This is a genomic window from Burkholderia sp. AU38729 (assembly GCF_020419725.1).
Taxonomy (GTDB): Bacteria; Pseudomonadota; Gammaproteobacteria; order Burkholderiales; family Burkholderiaceae; genus Burkholderia.
In genome coordinates this window covers 198,220-216,974 of sequence record NZ_JAIZQO010000001.1, presented here as the reverse complement: position 1 = coordinate 216,974, position 18,755 = coordinate 198,220, and the positions used below count along the sequence as shown (strand labels likewise).

Annotated in this window: 9 protein-coding genes and 1 pseudogene; 6 read left to right on the top strand and 4 right to left on the bottom strand. The window is 66.3% G+C overall.

Translation table 11 applies throughout. The annotated features are described in order from the left end of the window. Positions 1-168: 168 nt before the first annotated feature. Entirely contained in the window at positions 169-1,383 is a 1,215-nt protein-coding gene (locus LGM56_RS00875) for an MFS transporter (RefSeq protein WP_226202213.1), read from the top strand. A gap of 34 nt (positions 1,384-1,417) precedes the next feature. Here the strand turns inward: LGM56_RS00875 and pbpC are convergent, their stop codons facing one another. After that, positions 1,418-3,832: a penicillin-binding protein 1C gene (gene pbpC / locus LGM56_RS00870; protein ID WP_226202211.1), complete on the bottom strand. Its 2,415-nt coding sequence runs from the start codon at positions 3,830-3,832 to the stop codon at positions 1,418-1,420. A gap of 54 nt (positions 3,833-3,886) precedes the next feature. Next, positions 3,887-9,895 (bottom strand): MG2 domain-containing protein, encoded by a 6,009-nt coding sequence (locus LGM56_RS00865; RefSeq protein ID WP_226202209.1) that lies wholly within the window; start codon positions 9,893-9,895, stop codon positions 3,887-3,889. Between the two features lie 301 nt (positions 9,896-10,196). Here LGM56_RS00865 and LGM56_RS00860 point away from each other — a divergent pair, with 301 nt between their 5' ends. Further along, complete coding sequence (locus tag LGM56_RS00860; protein WP_226202207.1) at positions 10,197-11,450, top strand: lipoprotein-releasing ABC transporter permease subunit; 1,254 nt, start codon at positions 10,197-10,199, stop codon at positions 11,448-11,450. A 32-nt stretch (positions 11,451-11,482) separates the two neighbouring features. On the opposite strand, the gene LGM56_RS00855 is transcribed toward LGM56_RS00860, so the two are convergent. Then, complete coding sequence (locus tag LGM56_RS00855) at positions 11,483-12,295, bottom strand: hypothetical protein (RefSeq protein ID WP_226202205.1); 813 nt, start codon at positions 12,293-12,295, stop codon at positions 11,483-11,485. Positions 12,296-12,887: 592 nt separating this feature from the next. On the opposite strand from LGM56_RS00855, the gene LGM56_RS00850 reads away from it, so the two are divergent. The 4 genes and pseudogenes from LGM56_RS00850 to LGM56_RS00835 all read left to right on the top strand — a co-directional run. After that, positions 12,888-14,840, top strand: coding sequence for a Xaa-Pro dipeptidyl-peptidase (locus LGM56_RS00850; RefSeq protein ID WP_226202203.1), 1,953 nt, complete (start codon positions 12,888-12,890; stop codon positions 14,838-14,840). Between the two features lie 265 nt (positions 14,841-15,105). Then, positions 15,106-16,068: an SAM-dependent methyltransferase gene (locus LGM56_RS00845; protein ID WP_089496302.1), complete on the top strand. Its 963-nt coding sequence runs from the start codon at positions 15,106-15,108 to the stop codon at positions 16,066-16,068. 45 nt (positions 16,069-16,113) lie between these two features. Then, on the top strand, positions 16,114-17,217 hold the full coding sequence (locus LGM56_RS00840; protein WP_226202201.1) for a terpene synthase family protein: 1,104 nt from the start codon (positions 16,114-16,116) through the stop codon (positions 17,215-17,217). Between the two features lie 269 nt (positions 17,218-17,486). Further along, positions 17,487-17,627: pseudogene (locus LGM56_RS00835) on the top strand (CocE/NonD family hydrolase C-terminal non-catalytic domain-containing protein); the annotation flags it as partial. A gap of 136 nt (positions 17,628-17,763) precedes the next feature. Here LGM56_RS00835 and LGM56_RS00830 read toward each other — a convergent pair. Beyond that, complete coding sequence (locus LGM56_RS00830; RefSeq protein WP_089496300.1) at positions 17,764-18,672, bottom strand: LysR family transcriptional regulator; 909 nt, start codon at positions 18,670-18,672, stop codon at positions 17,764-17,766. Positions 18,673-18,755 lie beyond the last annotated feature (83 nt).

Below are 18,755 nucleotides of genomic sequence, written 5' to 3'. Positions count from 1 at the left end.
GCTTCACTGTACATTTCATCGTGCTTCTACCTAAAACACAATGCCCGTCAGGCTCGGGATCAGAAAATCCGGAGGGCCTTCCGCACGCCATAGGTGGGTACAAGACGATCAAAGAAATCCGGCCCGCTCGAGGCATCACGGCGGCGATAAAAACGGGACGCCAATTTCATGAACACATCCGCTGACCAGCTTCCGTCTTCGCTCGCCGCTGCCACGTTCGTTCCATTCCTCGTCGCGAGCATCGCACTTTCCGCCGCCTACGGCGCCAGCTTTCTCCTTTCCGAGCATTTGCGTCAGAGCGGTCTGGATTCGTCGATGGCAGGCGCCGTGATCTCGACCGGCATCCTGAGCATGATCGTCAGCTCCCTTGTTGCAGGTTGGGTAGCGCAACGAATCGGGTTGATGTCGACCATCGTGGCCGCCGCTGCCGTCATGGCCCTTTCCATGCTCGCATTCAGCCTGGCAGCGCACGATCTGAGGATTGCATTCATCGGCGGCCTGCTTCTGGGAATGGGATGGTCGACCTTCTACATACTCGCACCGCTTCAGATCATTCATCACGTCAGCCCCTCAGCACGGATCAAGTACCTGACCTTGCTCTCGGGCGGTCAAATGGTCGGGCTGGGTCTCGCGTCACCGATGGGCCATTTCATCGCTAGCCGCTTCGGGTCGTATGCCATCGTCTATGCAGGTCTCGCGTGTCTCTGCGTGGTTGCAGCCGTCGTATTTTCGATTGTCCGAAAACAGACGGAACGCATACCGCACCCGCCCGCAGATGCAACCGGCCTGACGGCCGCGCGCGTGGCTGAAATCCTGCGCAACGTCACCCGGCTGCCGATCATCATGATCGGACTCGCCGCTTGCGTCTTTTCCGCGTTGTCGAATTTTCAGGCGATCTATGCGGAGTCGCGCCACCTGTCGCCCGATCTCTTCTTCGTGACCTTCACGTTGACGACCGTCTTCTGCCGATTCACGCTGGCGCGGACGATCAGCCGATTGCCGGTCCGAAAGCTCGCCTTCACGCTGTTCGCCATGACGCTCGTGGCGCTGGTTCTCTTCGTGTCCAATCCGGGCAGTGAAATCCTGTACGTGATCGGCTCGTTCATCTTCGCGATCGGCTACGGACTCAGCTACTCCACCTTGAACGGCATGGCGGTCAATCTCGCCAGTGAAAAGGGCTTGTCCGCATCGGCGAGCTCGCAGGTCTTCACGATCGCCTACTTCACGGGCCTGTTCGGGTTTCCGTATGTAGCGGGCGTATTGGTGACCCACATCGGCGTGAACGGGATGGTCGCCGCAACGATCGCCATCGTCGTCATCAACTTGCTGATGCTCACTCACGCGAGTCTTCGCCGCGAACACGCGCAGATCGCGGCACGTTGATCGCGAACACGCGATACGGATACAGATACAACGCCTACTGCTCCAACCCCACCGCCAGCGGCCGCTGATCGCTGCGCCCGTGATCGTCGACCACCCGCACCGTATAACTGCCGGCCGTCCGCGGCTGCCAGAACAGCGCATCGCCCGGCGCACTGCGCCCGACGAACGCATCGTTGACGAACCAGTACAGCGCGTGCGCGCTCGCATCGGCCGTGGCGTTGAACGCAATGCGCGTCTCCTCCGTACTCTTCACACGCATCGCATACGTACTCCCGCGCAGCGGCGACGTGATGCGCGGCGGATCGCCCTCGACCTGCCCCGCGTCACGACAGTCCGCGTTCTGCGGCGGCCGCCGGCGCGGAATGCCGGCCTGCACGAACACCTGCTGCAGATCCGACGGCCAGAACTCGAAGATCTCCGCATGCGTGCGCTTGCCGTCGTACGGCGGGCACGCGGCCTTTCCCGTCGCATCGTCGATCACGACCGGCCGGTGCACGGTACTCACGCGAATCGGCGACGTGCCCGGAATGAACCACGTCCAGCCCTGCTGCGGGCACCACTCGTTCGGCAAGTCGCCGCTCGCGAGGCAGATCCGCACGCGCTTCAGCTTCGGCGGCACCGCGCGCGGCGGCTCGACGAGCGTGCGCTCGGCATTCAGTGCATCGACGACCTGGAAGAACAGCGGCGCGGCCGCATCGACGCCAACGAACGCCGTGTTGGTCGAGTTGTCGAAGTTGCCGACCCACACGACCAGCACATACGGGCCGAACACGCCGGCCGTCCACGCATCGCGGAACGACCATGACGTACCGGTCTTCCAGTAGACCGGCACGCTCGACGGCTGCGCGCCGCTCGTCTCGTCGGGGCGCAAGTGCTGGCGCAGCATGTCCATCGTCATGTAGCTCGCCTCGGCGCTCAGCAGGCGCTTGCCAGGCAACGCCGGTTCGTCCGCGCGCAGCCGCAGCGGCCGGAACTCGCCGCGATTCGCGAGCATCGCGTAGAGCGCCGCGAGATCCTGCATCGTCACTTCGCCTCCGCCGAGCACCAGCGCGAGCCCGTAGTGCTGCGCGCTCGCGAGCCGCCGCACGCCGGCTTCCTGCAGGAACCGGTACAGATCGGGCGACTTGAGCTGCGATGCGACCCACACGGCCGGCACGTTGCGGCTGCGGTTCAGCGCATCGGTCGCGGTGATCGGCCCGAGGAAATGGCCGTCGAAATTCTCCGGCGCATACGGGCCGAACGCGGTCGGCACATCGCGCAGCACGGTCTGCGGGTGCAGCACGCCCTGGTCGAAACCGAGCGCATAGATGAACGGCTTGAGCGTCGAGCCGGGTGAACGCCGCGCAAGCGTGCCGTTCACCTGCCCGTCGATCGTGCGGTCGAAGAAATTCGCGGAACCGACGAGCGCCTTCACACTCATGTCGCGCGTATCGACGAGGATCGCCGCCGCGTTGCGCACGCCGCGCGTGTCGTTGCGCGCGACATAGCGTGCGATCTGCCGTTCGAGTGCGCGTTGAAGGTCGAGATCGAGCGTCGTCACGAGTCGCGCGTCGGCGTCGCTTTCGTTTGCCGCGGCACTCGAGTTCGTACGCCATGCGTTGCGCGCGGCGAGCGCCTGGTCGACCGCATGCGGCGCATCGAACGGCAGTGCGGACAATGACCGCATTGCAAGCGGCAACGCAAACAGCGGCTTGAACGACGCATCGCCCGGATGCTTCGTCAGCCAGCGCGCATACAACCGGTTGCGCGACGCGGCCAGCGCGCGGTTGATTTCATCCTGCCCGCCCCGCACGCGTCGCGCCGGGTCCTGCGGAATCACCGCGAGCGCAAGCGCCTCGGGCAGCGTCAGCGCGTCGGGCATCCGGTCGAAATAGACGACGCTCGCGGTGCCCGCGCCTTCGACGTTGCGGCCGTACGGCGCATCGTTCAGATACGCTTCGAGGATCTGCCGCTTCGAATAGAAGAGTTCGAGCTGCACCGCGCGCGCCACCTGCTCGAGCTTGCCGGCCGGCGTGCGCGTGTTCAGCCGCCACAGCGAGCGCGCAAGCTGCATCGTCAGCGTCGAGCCGCCCTGCGGATTGCCGCCGCGCACGTACGTGATCCACGCGCCGCGTGCGAGCCCGTACGGGTTGAAGCCGGGATGCCACCAGAACCAGCGGTCCTCGTGCAGCATCACGGCTTCGACGAGCTGCGGCGACATCCGGTCGAGCGGCACCCACAGCCGGTAGCGGTCGTCCTTCGCAAGCGTGAGCCGCAGCAAGCGGCCCTGTGCGTCGGTTACCGCGACCGACGACGGCTTCCAGTCGCGTAGCGGCAGATGCGGCCACAGCCGGCACGCGGCCAGCGCGCCGAACACGAGCAGCACGCCGGCGATCCAGTTCTGCCAGCGATGCAACCAGCGGCCGGTGCCGTGCAGCACGCGCCGGCGCACCGAAACGTCGTCAGCCACGCGCGGGCGCTCCTCGCACCCGGCTCGGCCGGCAACGACGTTGCAGCTTCATCGTCATCGCGCGCGCTCCACCGTCAGTGTCGACCCGCCGGGCGCCTGGGCCTGCAAGCGGCGGTCGTACATCGACTCGCCGTAGGCCGGCGGCGCGATGAAGCGGCCCGCGTTGCTCGCCTTGATCCGGTAGACGAACTCGCGCACGTCGGTCGTCGCGGTGCCGTAGATCACTACGCGATCCTCGCGCACGTCCGCGAACTGCGGCTGCCACGTGGAACCCTTCACGCCGATCGGCGACCGCCACGGTGCATCGGCCACCGGTGCCGACGCGCCGCCGTCGCCGTTGCTGTCGCCGTCCTGCGTGTCGGTGACGGGCGGCGGCGCGATGACCGGATCGAAGCCGCCCGGCAACAGATCGACGATCGCGAGGTTGCCGACGCTCGCCGAACCCGTCGCACGGATCTTCAGGTGCACGTCGATCTCCTGGCCGACCGTGATCTTGTCGAGCGGCTTGCCGTCCGTGTCGGTGTAGTCGCGCACGATCTCCAGCCCGTTCTTGATCGCCTTCGTCGACGTGCCGCGGTCGTAGCCCGACTGGCTCGTGATCCACCACGCGGGCAGCGAGCTGCCGTTCACGAAGTCGACGCGCGACGCACCGGCCGACCACGTGCCCGAACGCACGAGGTTCGCCTGGATCGACGACACGTCCTTCGGCGCGGCACCCGCGCGCACCTCGTCGATCGCGAGCTGGTCGAGCTGGCCCGCGCTCGACGCCGCATACGCATCGAGCGCGAGGATCGTCATCGCCGACGACAGCGTGTTGTAGCGATTGTCGACGAGCGGCGCGGCGAGGTTGTCCATCGCGCGCGGCGACAGCTTGCGTACGCGCTCGGGAAAGTGCTTCGCGATCAGGTACAGCACGCTCGCGTCGCGCGTCAGCGGATCGAGGTAGTAGCCGGTCACGTAGCCGCCGTCGGGCGCGCGCTTGCGCTCGAGCAGCGCCTGCGGGCCCGCGATCAGCGCCGCGGCCTCCTTGTCCTGCTTCAGCAGCTGGTACGACGCGGCAAGCCATGCGGCCGCGAGATCGTTCTTCCAGTCGTTCGGATACGCATCCTGCAGCCGCTTCTGCACGGCCGCGAGGCTGTTGGTCGTCACGTTGCCCTGGCGCGTCAGCAGATACACCGCGTACGCGCGCTGCCGCAGCAGGTCGAGCGAGCCGAGCGAATCGTTCGCCGCGAGCTTCTGCAGATACTGATTTCCCGCGTCGAGCATGTCCTTCGGCACCGCGATGCCGCGCTCGCGCGCGTCGAGCAGCACGTGCATCGCGTACACGGACACGAACGGATCGGCGTCCGGCGTGGCGCTCCACAACCCGAACCCGCCCTGCGCGTTCTGCCGGCTGCGCAGCATCCCAAGGAACTGCGTGATCGCCGCCGCGTTCGTCGAGTCGGCACCGGCGTCGGTCGCATGCATCGCGCTCGTCAGCGCCCGCACCGACAGCCACTTCGCCGCGAACACGCGCGGCACGGCCGCACTCACCAGCTGCTCGCTGCAGGTGTGCTCGAAGTTGACGAGATACGACGACAACCCTTCCGACAGCACGAGCGGCGCGGTCGAGATGCTCGCGTCGCGCGATGCATACGCGTCGTACATCGACCGCAGGTTCGGCACGCTCGCCTTCTTGCCCGGATCGAGGCGCGCGATGTCGAGCTGCGTGCGGAACGCGGCGGCCGGCCGCACCGACACGTCGACGCGCTGCTGCGCGCCCTTCGCGCCATAACGCGCGCCGAACGACAGCGAACCCGAGCCGAGCGTGTCGGTCGCCTTCACGCGGAACATCGCGACACCCTCGTGCTGCGGCGCGAGCGCGACGTTCTGCGTGGCCGGCCCGATCACCTGCAACTGCGGCCCCGTCTTCAGCGTGACCGCGACCGGCACCGGCTGGTTGCCGACACCCGTCAGGTTGTTCGCGACGCCGACGCTGACGTCGGCCTCGTCACCCGGCGCGAGTGTCGTCGGCACGTTCGGCGACAGCACGAAATCGCCGCGCACCGTCGTCGCGCCTTCGAACGTGCCGACCAGGTCCGGCGACACCGACACGGCCATCACGCGCAGCTTGCCGTTGAAGTAGTCGGGCACGGTGTAGCTCAGGCGCGTGTCGCCGTTCACGTCGACGATCCCCGACCAGTAGACGACCGGCTTGTCGCGCTTGCGCTTGAACGGGTTCAACTGGCGGCCGATTGCATCGTCGGCGTCGCCGCCCGGCGCGGCCATCGCCATCAGCTTCTCGAAGTCCGGCAGGATCAGGTCGAGGATCTGCGACGTGCCGACTTCGAGCATCCGCTTGCGGAAGAAGAACTTCAGCGGATCGCCGAGCTTGTAGCGCGCGACCTGCAGGATGCCCTCGTCGACCGCGAACACGACGACCTTCGCGGGTTTCGCCGAATGCACGGTGAAATTCACCGTGTCGCCTGGCTTCACGAGTGCCGGCGCATCGACCGATACCGCGTTGCGGCGCGCATCGAGGTTCACCGAGAACGGCACGACGCCGTAGCTCAGCGGGCTCATGAAGATTTCATCGGACGACGGATCGCGGATGTATTGCACGTTGATGTAGCCGTTGCCCTCGAAGCCGGCCGGCACCGTGATGTGCTGGATCGAGCTGGTCGTGTCCGCATGGAACCACGCGTGCGCATACACCTTGTCGCGCTCGATCGTGATCAGGCCGCTGCCCGCGTAAGGCGCGCGGATCGCGATCTCGACCTGCTCGCCCGGCTTGTAGTCGTGCTTCGCGAGCGTCACCTGCAGCTCCGCGTTGCGGTCGAGCGAGCGCGTGACGTTCGCGTCGCCGGTGACCGAATACTCGATCCGGTTCACCGCCGCGCCGGCCGCGTTGCGGATCACGAGCGCATAGCTGCCCGGCTTGTCGGTGCGCAGCGTGAAGTCGAGCCCCGCCGCCGGAATCGCCAGCGGCTTCTCGTCGACCGGCACTTCCTTCAGCCGCGAATCGTATTTGTACGCGCCGGAATCCTGCTTGGTCAGCACCGACACGTAGCGTTCCTCGACGAGCTGCGCACGCAGGTCCTTCACGTCGATCGCCTTCGCGGTCGGATCGATCGCGACGAGCCGCACCGTGCGCGGGCTGCCGCGCTTCACGTAGCCGAGATCGTCGACCGACTTGTAGCCGACGAGCCAGTCGTTGTTGGACACGAGCGTCTGCGCGTTCGCGGCGACGTTGCGCCCGCCTTCCGCTTCATAGGCCTTCGCCTGGAAGTAGAGCTGGTAGGTCGCGTCCGCGTACTTGTCGAGATCGAGGTCGAACTCCGCATGGCCCTTGTCGTCAGTCGTGCCGTCCTGCAGCGTCGTCGTATAGCCCTCCTTCGCGCGGCGCGCATCGAAGAAGTGATAGCCCTGCCAGCTGCGGAACGACGGCCACACCGGGCGCAGCGTCAGCGTCGCCGCGACCCGGCGCTTCTCCGCCGGCGTGCCGAACAGGTTCTGCGCATCGACGATGCCCTTCAGCCCCTTCGGCTTCACCCATCCTTCGATCACTTGCTGCGACAGCTTCGCATCGACCTTCATCCGGTCGGGCAGGAACTCCTTCACCTGCACCGTCGTGCTGCCGATCGGCTCCGCACCGGGCTGGCCGTCCTTGACGATACACAGGTTGACCGTCCACGTGCCGGTCGGCGCGGTTTCGGCCGTCGTATAGCCGAGCTCGGTGAAGCCGGTCGCATCGACCGTCACCGGCTTGCGCTCGACCGTGATCCCGCGCGGGTCGACGATCTCCGCCTGCAGCGGCACGCCGGCCGGGCTGCGCGCCCAGCTCGCCGCGCGCACGATCAGGCCGATGTGGAACGGATCGCCGGGCCGGTACAGCCCGCGATCCGAGAACAGGTACGCCGACAGTTGCCCCTGGCCCGTCGCGTTGCGCTCGCCGTCGACGTCGAAACGCGAGAAGTCGAGCTGGCGGTCGCGGCCGGCCACCGGCAGGAACGACAGGTCGGTGTCCTTCTTCACGACGTACAGCTGCGGCCGCTTCTCGCGGTCGAGCCCCTTGAATGCGGGGAAATGCACGATGCCGTCGGCGCTCGTGGTCTGCGTGAACAGCGCCTGGCCGTTCACCGCGAGCACCGACACCGTTGCGCCCGCAACCGGCTTGCCCGTGCGGATCGACTGGATGAATACGTCCTGGCTGCCGTCCAGCGCCTTCTTGACCAGCATGCCGAGATCGGTCACGACGATCAGGCGGGTGTCGCCGAGCGCGTTGTCGCTGTCGTCGCCATTGCCGTTGCCGCTGCTGTCGCCCGAATCAGCGTTGTCCGACTGATCCTGGCTACCGTCGCCGGACGATGCATCGCTGTCCTTCGCATCGTCGGCTTTCTTCTTCTCGGCCGCCGGATCGTACTTCGTCAGGTGCAGCAGGAACACGCCGCGCTTGCCGCCCTTCAGGTACTGGCCGAGATCGATGCCTTCGTAATGCGCCTTGCCGGGGTCGCCGGCCGGGAACGCGCGCGTCTGCACGAAGCGCTCGACGATGTGATCCTCGCTGAACGAATACGACAGCTCGGGCCGCGCATACGTGCCGTTGTTGAAGCTCACGAGATGCTGGAGCTGGTCGGGCAGCACGCGGCCGATCTCGACCTTCATCCCCGGCAGGTTGCGCGACACGACCGACAGCCGCTTGCTGCCGCTCATCGACAGCAGCGAGCCGTCGGCCATGAAGCGCAGCAGCTTCGGATAGTCGGGCACCGTGAACGCGGTCGTCACCGGCTCGGCGAGCAGGTAGCCGCCGGCCGATTTCAGGTTTTCGGCGAACCGCACGACGATACGATCGCCCGGCGTCGCGTGATATTTGAAACTTTGCAGCGTCGCGTAGTCGTTCTCTGTCGGTACCACGTCGAGCGCCAGCGGCTTCGACTGTTTCAGCACCGCGTCGCTGATGTCGGCCACGTTCCATTCGTACGGCGGATCGTCGTCCGACTGGTCGACGCCCGGCTTGCGCTTCGGCAGCACCCATGCCTTGGCGCGTGCGGCCAGATCGGCGCTGCGCACGCCGTCGGATGCCTCCGCGACGAGCACCTGCTCGGGCTCGTAGCGCTCGTTGTCGACGAGCGTCGGCGCGATGTTGTCGATCGACAGGCTGTAGAGCCCCGGCACGTCGACCGACGCATGCAGCACGTCCGGCGTGCCGTTGCCGCCGCGCGCACTCTTCACGCCCTTGTCGACGTCGAGCCGTGCCGCCATCGAGTTGAGCGGGATCTCGAGCGACTGCGAGCGGACCCATGCGCTCGTCTTCATCTTGTCGTAACTGACGGTGTAGCGCAGCGGCGTCGTATTCTTGCCGTCGCGGCCGACCAGCACGAGGCCGATGCGCTTCTCGAACTCGGCGGGATCGACCGGGTAGTTGAAGCGCAACTGCAGCAGCGCCTGCTTCTCCGCCGGATTATCGGGGTTCTGGTAGAACTCGTTGTTGCCGACCGTCGCGGCGAACACCGGCAGGTCGAACGCGAAACGGTCGTCGTGCATCAGCACCTGCGGCGCGAACACCCGGTGCACCGCGAAGCGCACCTCGACGTGCGCGCCGACCGGCCAGTCGGCCGCCGGCGTGAAGCGCAGCGTCTTGTCGTCGGCCCACTCCCATGCGCCCTTCAGCGCGGGCGTCATCTCGATGCCGTCGCCGGCCGGCTTGCCGACCTGTTCGATCGGCGCCGCCGATTGCGCGAACACGACTTCGAGCGGATGCACGGTGATCTTCGGCTTGTCGGTGTCGTCCACCTCGTAGGTGGTGATGGCCGGCGCCTTCACGGTGAAGCTGACGGTCGCGGGCTCGGGCGGCTTCGGGCGATGCTTGAACCAGTAACCGCCATAGCCGAGCGCGGCCGCGAGCAGCACGAGGCCGCCGGCATGCCACGGGCGGCGGCGCACGGCCGCGGCGGTCACGCCCATCCATGCGGGCGCCGTCCACGACACGTCGCCCACCAGCGGCCGCAGCGCGCAGCCGAGCAGCCACCACACGAAGCCCGCCACGCGAATCGGCAGGAGCAGCAGGAAGCGCAGCAAATCCATTGTTATTTCCTTGTCAAGGACATGCTGCCGGGTGCGGCAACCTTCCCCGAATTGTTATGGGTCTGTGACGGCGCGGCCCGGTTGCGCCGTAATTGCTTGGTATGTTCGACCGGATGCTGGCCGCCATTATCGATCAGACCCGAAACGATGGAAATATCGGTGTGCCGGCGCGCAACGCCGCCGGATGACCGGCCGGTCGGGCGGATCTCGGTCGTCCATCGCGCAACCTCCGCCCACGGCGGCGCCGCGTTCGCTAGAATGCGCGGCTCGGCAGGATCGAATCGAAATGAAAGGAAACCGCTTGAAACTCCCGTTCGAATGGCAGATCGGGCTGCGCTATGCGCGCGGCGGCCGGCGCTCGGCCGGCGACGGCTTCGTGTCGTTCATTGCCGGCGCCGCGATGGCCGGCATCGCGCTCGGCGTCGCCGCGCTGATCGTCGTCTTGTCGGTGATGAACGGATTCCGGACCGAAGTGCGCGACCGGATGCTGTCGGTGCTCGCCCACGTGGAAATCTTCTCGCCGACCGGCGCGATGCCCGACTGGCGGCTCACCGCTCATGAGTCGCTGCAGAATCCGGCGGTGCGCGCCGTCGCGCCCTATGTCGACGCACAGGCGCTGCTGACGAACGCGGGCAGCGTGACGGGCGTCGCGCTGCGCGGCATCGATCCCGTGCTGGAGCCGCGGGTGTCCGAGATCGCGCGCAAGCTGAAGACCGGGCGGCTCGACGCGCTCGTGCCGGGCGAGATGGGCATCGTGCTCGGCTCGGCGCTGGCGGACGCGCTGCACGTGAAGATCGGCGACCGCATCACGTTCTTCGCGCCCGGCAACACCGCACGCATCGGCGAAGCGCTGCCGCGGTTCAGGCAGTTCAACGTGGTCGGCACGTTCGAGTCGGGCCACTATCAGTACGACAGCGCGCTCGCCTACATCCACCTCCGCGACGCGCAGACGCTGTTCAACGTGCGTGCACCGACCGGCATCCGGCTGCGCCTCGACGATCTGCAGCGCGCGCCGGACGTCGCGCTGGAACTGTCGCGCACGCTGTCGGGCAACCTCTATATCCGCGACTGGACGCGGCAGAACCGCACGTGGTTCGAAGCCGAGCGGCTGCAAAAGCGCATGCTCTCGCTGATCCTGATGCTGATCGTCGCGGTCGCCGCGTTCAACCTCGTGTCGTCGCTCGTGATGACCGTCACCCAGAAGCAGGGCGACATCGCGATCCTGCGCACGCTCGGCGCGCCGCCCGGGTCGATCATGAAGATCTTCGCGATCCAGGGGATGACGATCGGCCTCGCCGGCACGCTCGCGGGTGTCGCGCTCGGCTGCGCGATCGCGGTGAGCATCCCGTGGGTGCTGCCCGCGATCGAGCAGGTGCTCGGCATCCGCTTCCTGACGCCGTCCGTGTACTTCCTCAGCTCGCTGCCGTCGAAGCTCGCGACGGCCGACGTGATCGAGATCGCCGCGGCCGCGTTCCTGATGTCGTGCGTCGCGACGCTCTACCCGAGCTGGCGCGCCGCGCGGGTGCGGCCGGCCGAGGCGCTGCGCGACGAATAGGCGCGCGGCGTCCGGCTCCGTGACGCCCGTGGCTACGCGGTCTCGTGGAAGCCGATGCTGTTGCGGCCGTTCAGGATGTTCTCGAACGCCTCCCCGAAGCCGACGTCGATCAGGCCGGCACGCCGGCCGTAGGTCTTCTGCCCGGACTCGTCGACGAAGATCGCCGCACCCGACGACAACTGGCGGTCGGTATCCAGCAGCGCCAGCGTGCCGCGCGCGGTGCCGGCCGACTGATCGAACGTCAGCCGCGTGCCGTCCTGCGTGGTGAAATGCCCGCCGGCCTCGTCGAACTTCCGGTTGCGCGCGACGGACACATTCATCTCCTTCATGAAGCGGAAATCCGCATCAGCGCGCTGGCTGGCCACCTTGCGATCCTCGTCCGTGAACGTCTCGCCGACGGCGGCCGCACCCTGCTCCGCGAAATCGATGGCCTGCTGGTGAAACGCGCGCGTTGCGAGCACGAGGCCCGCGTTCGCGTTCAGCGTCGACTCCACCCACGCGCGATCGCTTTCCGTCATCGTCTTCGATACGACCTTGATCTGGCCGTTGTCGGTCATGAAGTCGAACTGCGCGTCGGCCAGGTCCGGCCGCTTCGCGATGATCTCGTGCAGGCTCGTCGCGAGCTGGCTGGTGACGTCGCGCAGCTTCGTCGACAGGTTGCCCAGGATCGACATCTGCTTCATGCGCGCCGCCTGCATCGCGTCCGGGTCCAGCGCGCGGATGGTGATCGGCGTGTCCTGCGCTTGCCCGGCCGCCGCGGCCGTCTGCTGGCGCCCGTCGAGCGCAGCCTGCTGCGCCATCTGCACGAGCGAAAGGCCGCTCGCTGCCGTGACTGAAGTCGTCATGCCCTCTCTCTCCTTTCAATCTGTTTTTTACCGTTTACGGACAGATTGCCCGGAAATTTAGACCGATCGCAGGTCCATCGCCCCGCACGCATGAAAACTTTGTTTGACTCAAACTAAAAAAGTTTGACACCGAGATTTCACTGAGATAAGTTTTGCGCAAGCTTCCGGAAAGCATTCCGGCCAGCCCCGCCGACTCGCGTCGCGCTTTCCTGCCGTTGCAGCACCGCCGTTCGCACCATCCCCGCCTCATCGCATCGTGCCGTTCCGTTTCATCTGAAACCTGAAGGAAGATCGGGCATGCCCGCATTTGATTCGCACTCCTGTATTCACTTCGTGCCGCCGGCCTCGCTTCGACCGGGCGGCCCGAATCGGCCGCCGCGCTGACGCTTTGCGGTCGAGGCGATGCAATCGCCCCGACGCTCGCCGGGTCGCGCGATGCGTGACGCGCGTCGACACCGGCCGTGGCACCCGGGCCTCGCGCCCGGCGCTTTCGAAGGTGCAGTTCCGTTTCATCCGATGCAGCACCCGGCCGGGCCGCAGGGGGCATATCGCGTGCCGACCGGTTCCAGACAATCACAACAAGAGGTCGACAATGGACATTCATCGAACCGGATTGCGTCGCGCGTGGCTTCCCGCGCTCGTTGCGGCCGCAACGCTCGCCGCGTGCGGCGGCGACGACGGCGGCAGCGTGGCGGGCGTCTCCGCGCTCGCGCAGGGCCAACAGGAGGAGGTCGCCGCCGCGGCCGACAAGCAGTCGCTCGCGTCACGCATTTCGCCGTCGGGCGTGCCGTACGCCAATCCGGCCAGCGGCGGCCGCTACCGGCCCGTGATCACGAACGGCCAGGTGCAGCCGTCGCTGTCGGGCGGCACGATCGAGGAGAACGCGTGGGTCGACACGCCGGTCGACTCCGACGGCGACGGCACGCGCGACCGCATCCACGTGCGCATCGTGCGCCCGACCGAAACCGCGAACGGCGCGCGCACGCCTGTCATCGTGCTCGCGAGCCCGTACTACGCGGGCCTCGCCGACAGCCCCGACCACAACGTCGACGTCGAACTCGACGGCACGCCGCATCCGGTCGCCACGGCGGCCACGGCAGCGACCGGCGCCTCCGCGCGCATCATGGCCGCCGCGCCGCAGGTGCGGATGCTGCAGCAGGTCGAGGCGGCCGCCGCCGGGCGCTCGTGGATCGAGGGCTACTTCATTCCGCGCGGCTTCACGATCGTCTACGCGGATTCGCTCGGCACGGCCGGCTCGGACGGCTGCCCGACGATCCTCACCCGCGACGAATCGGTCGCGATGGCCTCGGTGATCCGCTGGCTCGGCCGCGACGCGACCGCGAAGGACGCGAACGGCAAGACGGTCGTCGCGAACTGGTCGACGGGCCACGTCGGCATGTACGGGGTGTCGTACGACGGCACGCTGCCGAAGATGGTCGCGAGCCTGCGCACGCGCGGGCTCGACGCGATCGTGCCGGTCGCCGGGCTGACGAACATGTACGGCTACTACCGCTCGGGCGGCCTCGTGCGTGCGCCGGAAGGCTATCAGGGCGAGGACGTCGACGTGTACATCAAGGCGCTGCTGACGAACGCGCATCCGGAGCGCTGCACGCACCTGATCGACGAAGCGCTGCAGCAGGAAGACCGCAAGACCGGCGACTATTCGCCGTTCTGGGCCGCGCGCGATATTCCCACCGCGTACGCGGTCGCGCCGGCGCTCGTCGCGCAGGGGCTCACCGACGACAACGTGCGGGTCGACCAGTCGACGCTGTGGCATCTCGCGATGCGGCGCCAGGGCGTGCCGACGCAGCTGTGGCTGCATCGCCTGAAGCACACCGACCCGACCCGCGTGCCGGCGATGGCCGAGGCGTGGACCGCGGAAGTGAACCGCTGGTTCACGCGCTACCTGATCGGTTTCGACAACGGCGTCGAACGCGATCCGCGCGCGGTGATCGAGCAGGCGGACGGCACGCTGCTGAAGGAAGCGGACTGGGCCGCACGCCACGCCACGCCGGTCACGTACTTCGCGGGCGGCGACGGCGCGGGCACCGGCACGCTGCTGCGACTGCCGACCGGCGGCCCGCTCGCACGCTTCACCGACGATGCACGCATCACCGCGCTCACGCTGGCGAACGCGCCGACGGGCGAGAACCGCAGCCGCTTCGAAACCGCGCCGCTCACGGCCGCGACACGCCTGTCCGGTTCGGCGACCGCGCGCGTCAGGCTGACCTTCACGGCCGTGGCCAACGTGACGGCCCTGCTGGTCGATCGCGCGCCGGACGGCACGGCGACGATCGTCACGCGGGCGTGGACCGATCCGCGCAACCGCGTGTCGGAGTGGGTCTCGCAGCCGGTTCTGCCCGGCATGCCGTACGACCTGAAGCTGACGTTCATGCCGCGTGACTACAAGCTGGAAGCCGGCCACCGGCTGGGGCTCGTCGTGCTGTCGAGCGACAACGAGGCGACGCTGCGGCCGACACCGGGCACCGGGCTGACGCTCGATCCGGCCGGTACGTCGGTGACGGTGCCGCTGGCTTCGTCCTGAGCGGGCATGCCCGTACTGAAGCCATCCCGGGACGCCAGCGCACCGGCGTCCCGGGATAGCTTCATTCATTCGGTTCCATTTCCCGATTCTTATGGAAACGGAAGCAACGGCTCTTTAAAACAAGAATTCCACGCTTCATAAATCAATTACATTATTGAATCGAAATCAGAAACAATCTGATATCGCTTGACATCGATTCCCCGCCGGCTAGATTTAAAAATCAATAATCCGGACATTTGTAGCCGGTCGCTGCGGGGGAACGGCAATGAACAACCTGATCACCGGTACAACCGCAGCATCCGCGTCACCATTGAACGATCGGCGTAACCCGCCATTCGCGGCAATTCGGGGTCGAGAGCGAAACGATTACGAATCCCGGGTCGTGGAGGCCTACCAGGACGACCCGGTGAACTGGAGCAAGGCCATCGGCGATCGCCTCTGGTTCCAGTTCGGCGTCTTTGACCATCCCCAATCGCCGAGGCCGGTCGATCTCGACGAATCCGGCCTCAGGTATTTCGAACGGCAATTGAAGATCGCCGGTCTGGAGACGCCAGGGCGCCAGCCGATCAACCGGGTACTCGATATCGGATGCGGATGGGGAACCGTGCTGCGCGATCTATCCGAGCGGTTTCCCGACTGCCATCGCCTGGACGGCATCAACATCAGCAGCCGCCAGCTCGAATATTGCGCCGAGGTAAACGCCGCGCGGCGATTGTCCGACAGGATCAACCTGTTCCAGTGCAATGCGCTGGACATCGACCTGCTGCCGGATGTCGACCAGCCCTACGACCTCGTGATCATGCGCGGTGTGATCTCCCATTTCCCCTATGATCTCTTCGAAATCGTGATGGCCAAATTGCGTCAGCGGCTGGGCGCAAACGGGACAGTCATCGTTTCGGATAACTTATATAACGTCGACCTCTCCGAATACCGTTCCGATACGCCCGACCTGGTCGACAGGCTCGCATGCAAGTATCGCAAGACCCCCGCGTACCTGCGCCAGGTATTCGAGCAAAGCGGCTTCCGCGTCCAGGACATGCAGGTCCTGCCGAACCGGACAGACGCGACGCGATGGCTGTTGAACGTTCAGGACAACATCGAGCGCCATTTCCCGACGGGCGCGGTCGGCGCGCTGGAGGAACTCCGCGTGATGTGCGAAAGCCTGGCAGTCGCCATCGTGAAGCATCAGGTTTCCATCTATAGCTTCGTTCTCAAGCACGGTCGATGAAGGCCGCCCGTTCCCGCCGCCGGACATCAAGCCCGAGAACCCGCCATGACAGATACTCCCAACTTCGTCCGCAACCTGCCTGGCCTGCCGAAGCCCGGGGAGACAATCTTCCATCCGGACTTCCATCTGCAGTTGAAACCCATGTGGCATCCGCACCATGACGAGGCGGAACGCCGGATCGCGCTCACGGACAGCCCGTACATCCTGGCCTACTACGGCAGCCAGAAGGCCGTCGAACATTATCTGGCGCAAAGCATGCCGTCATTCGGCGGCCTGTGCTATCCGCACACCCTGAACGACAGGATCTACGATCTGGAACGGATGATGAGCATCACCACGCTGATCGACGACACCATCACCAACCCCGCGATGCTGGAGCAGGCGCACAAGCGCTCGACATTGCGCCAGCACTACTTCGATGCAATCGCCGGCATTCGCCCGCCCGACACCGCGCCCATCGCGCAATTGCTGTACGAGGGGCTCTTGCCCGTCAAGGCACATCTGGCGTCGAAACCGCGTGTCTGGAAACGCATGGAGGACGCGCTGCATACGCTGATCATCAGGCAGACGGATCCGCTGGCCCTGAAGATGGACGAACTCACATTCGACGCCTACCTCGAGATGCGGCGCATCGACAACTACGGGGAATGGGCAGCCATCATGACGGAGTACGCCATCGACGTCGACATGACCGAGCACCTGGTGGCCGACCGCTCGCTGGCGGAAATGAGAACGGCCGCCATCGATTCGATTACGCTGGTCAACGACCCGTATTCATTCCGAAAGGAAATTCATATCGCCGATTCGGTCAACTCGGTCTGGCTGCTGATGTACAGGGAGGGCCTGAAACTCCAGGATGCGCTGAACAAGCTGGCAACGCTGGTTGCGGAGAACGAGCGCAATCTGATGGCAGCGCGCGATCGCGTCCTTGCCGGCCCGCTCGGGAATCGGGCGGATGTGCGCGCCTACGTGACCGAGCTCGAGCATCTGGCGTCCGGCAATGCGGAATTTCACGCGATCAGCACGCGCTACCATGGCCGGGATTTCAAAGGGAAACGGTTCATTTCCGGTGAGGTGACCATTCGGCCGCTCCCCTCCACGGATGAAGTCGCGGCGGCCGATCTGGCCGGTGTCCGTCCCGCGAATTGAGGCAACCGGATCGGCCACGCAAACGCATCGATACGGTCGAAACAACGGCAACGGACATGCTTCGCGCTGTCGCGAACACCCGCGCGCGCAATAGCGAGCCGCATGCCTCGCGCCGTTGGTCTGCCGGCATGACCACATCCTCACGGGCCGGTCATCTCAATCTGCGGCACGTATCCGGCCAATCGCCGGACGCTAAGGAGTGAAATGCTGTTTCATGCAGATCGTTATTTCGGCGCTTGATTGGCCGCCGCGACGCAATTTTTTTCATCTTCTTGCTGGAAGCCGGCCACCGGCTGGGGCTCGTCGTGCTGTCGAGCGACAACGAGGCGACGCTGCGGCCGACACCGGGCACCGGGCTGACGCTCGATCCGGCCGGTACGTCGGTGACGGTGCCGCTGGCTTCGTCCTGAGCGGGCATACGCCGCGCGGAACGCGCTTCCGCCGGCGTGCGTCGCTGACACGGCCGAGCGTCCGGCCAGCCTTCAATCGTCGCGGATTGCAAGGCTGGCCGGGCGGCCTGCCCGGCCGGCCGCCGCCGGGCATGGGTCAGGCCCGCCGGCCATTCGGATCGCCCTGACGACTCAAATAATCGATCAGCCACTGCGCGGCGGGACCGCTCGCGCGATCGGCACGCCGGATCAGCGATAGTCCGTATCGGAACGTGCGCCGGTCGGCCAGTTGCACCGGCACGAGACGGCCCGACTGCAGATCGTCCTCGATCAGATGCATCGGCATCGATCCCCAGCCCAGCCCGGCGAGCAGCAACCGATGTTTCGCGCCAAGGTCGGCCACCTTCCAGGTGCGGGTCGCATGGATTCCGAACGATTGCCCGTCGGTGACCTTGCTGCGGTCGGTGAGCACGATCTGCGTATGTTCGCGCGCCTCCGAGAGCGGAATCGGCAGGTCGCGCAACCCGAGCGGATGCATGGGCGCCGCAACGGTCAGCAACTCGATCGCCCCCATCGAGGTCGCGTCGATCGCATCCGGCCAGTTCGGAATCGGGCCGCTGATGCCGAGCGCACAGCCGCCGTCGAGCACCAGCTTCATGACGCCGCCGAGCGCTTCGATCGCCAGGTTGAGTGCGACGGTCGGGAACGCCTCGGCAAACGCCTGCATGCCTTCGACCAGCTTCGGCAACGGAAACATCACGTCGACGGCCAGCGACAACTCGGCTTCCACGCCGCCCCGCAAACCGGCCGTCTTCGCCTGCAACTGCCCCATCAGCATGTCGAGCCGACGCGCATCGGCGAGCACGACCTCGCCGGCCGCCGTCAGCTGCGGACGGCGTCTGCCGCGTTCGAACAACGGCATGCCCAGCTGTGCCTCGAGGCTGGCGACCGCATAACTCACCACCGATTGCGCCCTGCCGAGCCGACGCGCCGCCCCTGAAAAGCTGCCTGCCTCGACGACGGCGACGAACGCACGAAGCTGATCCAGATTGGGGCTGCGATCCACGATCTATCCAGAAAATTGATTTTAACGATCCATTCTAGCCAATTGTTTGGATCGAAACGATCCCCTACATTCCTGTCACGCCA